Origin of the sequence: Nitratireductor sp. GCM10026969, assembly GCF_042660605.1 — a bacterium.
Lineage (GTDB): Bacteria > Pseudomonadota > Alphaproteobacteria > Rhizobiales > Rhizobiaceae > Chelativorans.
The window spans coordinates 1-7,109 of the sequence record NZ_JBHSUM010000192.1; the positions used below are offsets into that span (position 1 = coordinate 1).

Annotated in this window: 9 protein-coding genes; 2 read left to right on the forward strand and 7 right to left on the reverse strand. The window is 65.3% G+C overall.

The annotated features are described in order from the left end of the window. The 7 genes from pheT to infC all read right to left on the reverse strand — a co-directional run. Nucleotides 1-1,730: phenylalanine--tRNA ligase subunit beta (pheT, locus tag ACFP9U_RS22680; protein WP_378624942.1), on the reverse strand; the 1,730-nt coding region annotated here is incomplete at its 3' end. A 25-nt stretch (nucleotides 1,731-1,755) separates the two neighbouring features. Beyond that, nucleotides 1,756-2,151, reverse strand: a complete 396-nt coding sequence (locus ACFP9U_RS22685) for a GFA family protein (protein WP_378624945.1) — start codon at nucleotides 2,149-2,151, stop codon at nucleotides 1,756-1,758. Next, complete coding sequence (gene pheS / locus ACFP9U_RS22690; RefSeq protein ID WP_378624951.1) at nucleotides 2,151-3,236, reverse strand: phenylalanine--tRNA ligase subunit alpha; 1,086 nt, start codon at nucleotides 3,234-3,236, stop codon at nucleotides 2,151-2,153. Before pheS ends, ACFP9U_RS22685 begins: the two co-directional genes overlap by 1 nt. 164 nt (nucleotides 3,237-3,400) lie before the next feature. Next, the gene (rplT, locus tag ACFP9U_RS22695; protein ID WP_322451193.1) at nucleotides 3,401-3,802 is read right to left on the reverse strand and encodes a 50S ribosomal protein L20; all 402 of its coding nucleotides are present in this window, start codon (nucleotides 3,800-3,802) and stop codon (nucleotides 3,401-3,403) included. A gap of 33 nt (nucleotides 3,803-3,835) precedes the next feature. Next, a complete protein-coding gene (gene rpmI, locus ACFP9U_RS22700) occupies nucleotides 3,836-4,036 on the reverse strand; it encodes a 50S ribosomal protein L35 (protein ID WP_378624946.1) in 201 nt (66 codons plus the stop codon). A gap of 143 nt (nucleotides 4,037-4,179) precedes the next feature. Continuing rightward, nucleotides 4,180-4,818 (reverse strand): methyltransferase family protein, encoded by a 639-nt coding sequence (locus tag ACFP9U_RS22705; RefSeq protein ID WP_378624948.1) that lies wholly within the window; start codon nucleotides 4,816-4,818, stop codon nucleotides 4,180-4,182. A gap of 3 nt (nucleotides 4,819-4,821) precedes the next feature. Further along, the gene (gene infC / locus ACFP9U_RS22710) at nucleotides 4,822-5,358 is read right to left on the reverse strand and encodes a translation initiation factor IF-3 (RefSeq protein ID WP_322451282.1); all 537 of its coding nucleotides are present in this window, start codon (nucleotides 5,356-5,358) and stop codon (nucleotides 4,822-4,824) included. 188 nt (nucleotides 5,359-5,546) lie between these two features. On the opposite strand from infC, the gene ACFP9U_RS22715 reads away from it, so the two are divergent. Both ACFP9U_RS22715 and ACFP9U_RS22720 read left to right on the forward strand, forming a co-directional pair. Continuing rightward, nucleotides 5,547-6,320: an alpha/beta hydrolase gene (locus ACFP9U_RS22715; protein WP_378624949.1), complete on the forward strand. Its 774-nt coding sequence runs from the start codon at nucleotides 5,547-5,549 to the stop codon at nucleotides 6,318-6,320. Between the two features lie 115 nt (nucleotides 6,321-6,435). Further along, nucleotides 6,436-6,849, forward strand: coding sequence for a DUF2852 domain-containing protein (locus ACFP9U_RS22720; RefSeq protein WP_322451197.1), 414 nt, complete (start codon nucleotides 6,436-6,438; stop codon nucleotides 6,847-6,849). Nucleotides 6,850-7,109: the final 260 nt, after the last annotated feature.

Sequence of the window (7,109 nt, forward strand, 5' to 3'; positions counted from 1 at the left end):
CCCTCATAGGTGCCTGCCACCTCGAACAGGGCGATGTCGGCAAATCCGCGGTCTGCATTGCGCTGGGCGGCGGCGATGAGGCCCGGCAGGAGCGATGGGCGCATGGTGGACATGTCGGCTGCGATCGGGTTGGCGAGCGCCATGAGCCGGCGATTGTCGGCGAACAGCCGCGCATGCGCCTCGGGGATGAAGGACCAGGTAACCGCTTCCATCATGCCGCGCACGGCAAGCGCCCGCTTGGCGGCCCGCATGCGCAGCTGCGGGGTGGTCAGGATGCGCCCGCCGACGGCGCCATCGGCCTGCATCGGCTGCGGCGCGATCTCGTTGACGCCGTGAATGCGCATGACCTCCTCCACGAGGTCGGCCTTGCCCTCGACATCCGGCCGCCAGGAGGGCACCGTCACCGTGATCGTCTCGCCGGAGCCGCCGGCGGCAAAACCGAGGCGGGCGAGGATGTCGATGCTTTCGGCGGCTGGCACGTCGAGGCCGGTGAGGCGCCTGACCTCGGCGGGCGGGAAGGACACGGTTTTCGGCGTATGGCCCTGATAGCCCTCGATACGGGGTTCGGAGGCTTCCCCGCCACAGATCTCCAGCACCAGCCGGGTGGCAAGCTCCATGCCGCCGACCATGAATTCTGGATCGGCGCCGCGCTCGAAGCGGTAGCGCGCGTCGGTGACAATGCCGAGATCGCGGCCCGTGCGGGCGATGTTGGCCGGCTCCCACAGGGCCGATTCGATCAGCACGTCGGTGGTGTTCTCGTCGCAGCCCGAACGCTCGCCGCCCATGATGCCGGCGATCGATTCCACGCCTTTTTCGTCGGCGATCACGCACATTTCCGGCGTGAGCGTGTATTCGCGCTCGTCGAGGGCCAGCACCGTCTCGCCGTGGCGGGCGCGGCGGACGGTGAGATTGCCTGCGACCTTTGCCGCATCAAAGACGTGCAGCGGCCGGCCGCGGTCAAAGGTGATGTAGTTGGTGATGTCCACCAGCGCGTTGATCGGGCGCAGGCCGATGGCCATCAGGCGCTGCTGCATCCATTTCGGCGATGGGCCGTTCCTTACGCCGGCGACCCGCCGCAGGGCAAAGCCGTGGCAAAGGTCGGGCGCCTCGATCCGCACCTTGACGGGACACGCGCCGCTGCCTTCCACCGGCGTCACGGCACCGCTCTTCAACGTGCCCAGTCCCGCCGCGGCAAGGTCGCGCGCGATGCCGTAGACGCCCGTGCAGTCGGGGCGGTTCGGCGTCAGGCCGATCTCGATGACCGGATCGTCGAGCCTCGCCCAATGCGCGAAGGGCTCACCCACGGGCGCATCCTCGGGCAGATCGATGATGCCGGTATGCTCGTCGGAAAGCTGGAGCTCGCGTTCGGAGCACATCATGCCGCGACTTTCCACGCCGCGGATCTTGCCCACGGAAAGCGTCGTGTCGATGCCCGGAATGTAGGTGCCCGGCGCAGCGAAGGCGCCGATCAGCCCGGCGCGTGCGTTGGGCGCGCCGCAGACCACCTGCACCGGCGCGCCGGAGCCGGCATCCACCGTCAGCACCTTGAGCCGGTCGGCATCAGGATGCTTTTCCGCCGTCAGCACCCTGGCGATCACGAAGGGCTTCAGCGCCGCCTTATCATCGACGGACTCCACCTCGAGCCCGATCATGGTGAGCGTTTCCACGATCTGGTCGAGCGAGGCTTCGGTGTCCAGGTGATCCTTGAGCCAGGAGAGTGTAAATTTCATCGCAATCGTTCCTCAGGAATTCCGGTCAGCGCTTGACGCTAAAGCGCTCGAAGCGTGGCAGATCGTCTTTGATGTGCAGAAAGGGCAGGCGTTCGCTTTCGAAGGCATGCAGCGTCGGCGCGAAGCGCTCGGGCTCGTCCATCACGCCGAGATAGACGTAGATCTGGCCCGGCAATTCTGCGTCCCGATAATCCAGCGGGCTGCCGCAACGGCCGCAGAAGCCGCGCTCGGCCGATCCGGAACGGAAAGCGCAGCGCGCCTCGCCTTCGAAGGCGAGGGCCCCTTTCGCAAAGCCCACGAACGCCGTGACCGGCGCGCCGGTTGCCTTGCGACAGTCTTCGCAGTGGCAATAGGAGCGCCAGACCGGCTCGGCGCGTGCGGTGAGCCGAACCGCCCCACAGCGGCAACCGCCCTCGTACATCAAGAACTCAACCCTCCGAACAATGTCGGCAGGTCGAGCGGGCGGAAACCGTAGTGCTGGAGCCAGCGAACGTCGGCGTCGAAGAAGGCGCGCAGGTCCGGCATGCCGTATTTCAGCATGGCGATGCGGTCGATGCCCATGCCCCAGGCGAAGCCCTGGTACTCGTCGGGGTCGAGCCCGCCATGGCGCAGCACGTTGGGATGCACCATGCCGCAGCCGAGGATCTCCAGCCAGTCGTCGCCCTGGCCGAAGCGGATCTCGCCGGGGGTCGAGCGGTCGCATTGAATGTCGACCTCCAGGCTCGGTTCCGTGAAGGGGAAAAAGCTCGGCCGGAAGCGCATGTTGAGCTGCGGCACCTCGAAATAGGCCTTGCAGAACTCGGTCAGCACCCACTTCATGTTGGCGACGTTGGCCGTCCGGTCGATCACCAGCCCTTCGAGCTGGTGGAACATGGGCGTGTGGGTGGCGTCCGAATCCGCCCGGTAGGTCTTGCCGGGGATGACGATGCGGATCGGCGGCTTTTGCGCTTCCATGGTGCGGATCTGCACGGGCGAGGTGTGCGTGCGCAGAAGCTTGCGCTCGCCCTTCCCGTCCGGCGCGAAGAAGAACGTGTCGTGCATCTCGCGGGCGGGATGACCCTCGGGAAAGTTGAGCGCGGTGAAGTTGTAATAGTCCGTCTCGATGTCCGGCCCCTCGGCGATCGCGAAGCCGAGATCGCCGAAAATGGCGGTGATCTCGTCGATGACCTGGGTGATGGGGTGGATGCGGCCGCGCTCGGCCGGTGGACGGGGAACGGGGAGGGTCACGTCCACCTTCTCCCGCTCCAGCTTTGCTGCAAGGGCGGCTTCGCGCAGTTCCGCCCGGCGGACGGCAAGCGCGTCCGCAACGCGGTTCTTCAGGCCGTTGATCGCCGGCCCCATGACCTGACGTTCTTCCGGCGACATCGCGCCCAGCGTCTTCAGCTTCTCCGAGATAGTGCCCTTCTTGCCCAGGGCGCCGACGCGCACGGCCTCGAGCGCCTGCTCGTCGCGCGCGACCGCGATCTCCTCCCGTATCGTCTTCTCGAGCTGATCCAGATCGTTCATCGTGCTTCCCTTGCCGGGTCCGGCCGTCTCGGCACTGCCCGTATCCACGTTGCCTCCGTCCTGCATCGTCCTGCCTTTACGTCCGTTTCGACCACGAAAAAACCCGCGCCAGCCCTGCCAGCGCGGGTTCCCGAAAAATTCTCTTCCTGCTTCGGGAGCGCTGGCTAGCCGACAGCGCTCTCAAAAGCATTAGGCGTGGTGTTCTTGAGATACTCGAGCGCCGTCTTGGCCTGACCCACCACCGCTGCGAATGCCTGCGGCTCGTGCACGGCCATGTCGGCCAGCACCTTGCGGTCGATCTCGATGCCCGCCTTGTTGAGCCCGTCGATGAGGCGACCGTAGGTCAGCCCGTGCTCACGCGCGGCGGCGTTGATGCGCTGGATCCACAGCGCCCGGAAATTGCGCTTGCGGTTCTTGCGGTCGCGATAGGCATATTGCAGCGACTTCTCGACCGCCTGCTTGGCGATGCGGATCGTGTTCTTGCGACGGCCATAGAAACCCTTTGCGGACTTCAGGACCTTCTTGTGCTTGGCGTGGGCGGCAACGCCCCTCTTCACACGTGCCATGGCATGATCTCCTTAAACTGTTCCGGGTCCGTCTCAGCGGCTGTAGGGCATGAACTGCTTCACGATCTTCGTATCGGGATCGGAAAGCACCATCGTGCCCCGCGCTTTGCGAATGAACTTGTTGGAACGCTTGATCATGCCGTGGCGCTTGCCGGCGGCCTGCACCTTCACCTTGCCGGTGGCGGTCACCTTGAACCGCTTCTTGACAGCGGACTTGGTCTTCATCTTGGGCATTTTGCTTCTCCGTATGTGCGCCAGGGGCGCTTGTTCTTTTCCGGGCGAATGCCCGAAGCATTACGAACCGCCACGGCATGCCCTGCCGGACGGTTCATGAAACGCGGCCTTATAGCGACGGCGCTCAAAAAGCGCAACCGTCTTTAGACGAGCCGCACCAAGACCGGTAAAGCGCCGCTTTCCTGAAGCCACTCGATTCCCTCAAAGACGGGAATGGCAGCGAGAAAAACCAGCCCGTCGAAGAGCGTCGCGTAGAGCCGCGACGGGTCCACCGTAACGAGCCCGGCGCCCTCGTAGCCGGAAAACCGCGGCACGAAGCGCGGCACCCGGGCGCGATAGGCATCATAGGCCGACCCGAAGGTCGCCTCCAAAAACCCTTCCTCGCGCTGGATCACGACAAGGAATGCCAGGGTTGTCACCATCCCGAAAAGGAGGGCGACAGTGACACTGCCCGTCTGCGCACCCACGCCGGCGGCACCGATCGCCGAAAAAACATAAAGGGGGTTGCGCGTCAGCGAATAGGGACCACGCGCAACGATCTCCGTGTTCTTTCGGCCGCCGATATAAAGCGTGCACCAGAGCCGCCCGAGGATCGCGATGGCGATCAGCATCAGGCCCGTGATCTCCACCGTTTCATGCAAGGCGCCACCGGGCGGCGGCGCGCTGCAGAAAAGCAGGAAGGCGCCCGCGGCGATCAGCATCAGCAGAATGGCCAACCGCCGCGTTCGCTGGAACCGGTCCAGCGAACGGGTCGGCAGGGGACGAACGCCTTCGCTTTCCATGTTCTAACGCGGCGCCAGGACCATCATCATCTGCCGGCCTTCCAGCTTCGGCTCGGCCTCGACCTTGGCGATCGGCTCGACCTCCTCGCGCACGCGGTTGAGAAGCTGCATGCCAAGCTCGAGGTGCGCCATTTCGCGGCCACGGAAGCGCAAGGTCAGCTTCACCTTGTCGCCTTCCTCGAAAAACCGACGCACGGCCTTCATCTTCGTCTCATAATCATGAGTGTCGATGTTGGGCCGCATCTTGATTTCCTTGATCTCGACGGTCTTCTGCTTCTTGCGGGCCTCCGCGGCCTTCTTTTGGCTCTGGTATTTCAGCTTGCCGAGATCGGTGATCTTGCAGACGGGCGGGTCGGCATTGGGCGAAACCTCGACAAGGTCCAGCCCGGCATCTTCCGCCGTGCGCAGGGCCTCGTCGGTTGCCACGATGCCTCGGTTGTTTCCCTCGTCGTCGATGAGCTGCACCCGGGGAACCCGGATCTCGCGATTGGCGCGGGGGCCTTCCTTTACCGGAGGCGGCGCTTTGAACGGTCTGCGAATGGTCGTTGTCTCCTCAAGTCGTTGACGGAACGGATCATGCCCGCATCGGCGAGCCGTCGGCTATGTGCGGTTTGCAGGCTTGCTGTCAATAACACAATCGCGCAAAAGAATCACGCCGGAAGCGCAAGCGCCCCCCTTTCGCGGCGGCGAACCGGATGACACAACACGGCCGCCTGCAGGAGAAAGCGATGAGCCACAGCGAGCCGATCCACTTCGATGTCGACGGAACTAAGATCGCCGTGCGCCGGAGACAAGGGCGCACACCGGGAGTGATGTGGCTGGGCGGCTATCTCTCCGACATGCGCGGCACCAAGGCCGAGGCGCTGGACGCATGGGGGCGCGACAACGGCATTGCGGTGACGCGGCACGACTATTCCGGCCACGGGGAGTCAGGCGGCGCCTTCAAAGACGGCACCATCTCCCGCTGGCTGGCTGAAAGCCTTGCCGTCTTCCGCCGCTTCACCGAAGGCAAGCAGGTGCTCGTCGGCTCTTCCATGGGCGCGTGGATCGCCCTGCGCATGATCCAGGAACTGCAGAAGGCCGGCGAGGGGGCACGCGTGGGCGGGCTTCTCCTTCTGGCGCCGGCACCCGACTTCACCACCGACCTTGTGGAGCCGGGGCTCAGCGCCGAGCAGCGCAAGGTGCTTCAGTCCCAAGGCTATATCGAGGAGCCGTCGGAATATTCGCCGGAGCCGACGGTCTATACAAGGGCGCTGCTCGAAGACGGGCGCGAGAACCGGGTCCTCGAAGGCATCATCGACACGCACTGCCCGGTCCACATCCTGCAGGGTATGGCCGATCCGGACGTGCCCTACAGCCACGCCATGCGGCTGGTGGAGCACCTGCCGGCCGACGACGTCACCCTGTCGCTCATCCGCGACGGCGACCATCGCCTGTCGCGCCCGCAGGACATCGGGCTGATGCTGCGGGTGGCCGCGACACTTGCGGAGCGGGCGGGCTGAGGAGCGGTGTTCCGGCGCATCTTTTGGCGCGGCAAATCTTGAATCGGCATCAAGTACTCCCCATGTCGCTCAATGCGGCCGCAGCCCCTGTTCCAACGATGAGGACCTGGTGACGATGACCAATTCTGCACTGATCCGCCCGGCCTGGACGCCGGCGACGATCGCCCTGATGGTGATCGGTTTCTGGCTCTTCTGGCCGCTCGGCCTTGCCATGCTCGCCTACATCCTGTGGGGCGACAGGCTCGGCGACTTCAAGCACGAGGTGAACCGCGCGACCGACGGCATGTTCTCCAACTGCCGCAGGGCCGCCCGCACCCAAGTGCGCACGGGCAATGTGGCCTTCGACGACTGGCGCGAGAAGGAGCTGGAGCGCCTGGCCGAAGAGCGCCGCAAGCTCGAGGCCATGCGCGAGGAGTTCGATGAGTATGTGCGCGAACTGCGCCGTGCGCGCGACCGCGAGGAGTTCGACCGCTTCATGAACGAGCGCAAGGCCGGACGCGGTCCGGAGGCGCCCACCAGCGAAGGCTGAGAACGCGCACTCTCAGATCTCCCGATCGCCTCCTGCCACATGCGGCGCCCCCTTGCGGGCGCCGTTTCCCGTTCCGGACGCGCGATTTCAGGCGCATGCGGACGCGCGAATCATCTATGCTGCATCGATGCCGTCCAGCTTCCTCAAGACCGCCCGCCTGAGAACGAGCGCGCCGCCCGTAGAGCGAACCCACCGGGTGGCCGGCCGCGAGCTGCCGATGCGCATCGTCGAGAACGCCCGCGCGCGACGCATGACGCTGC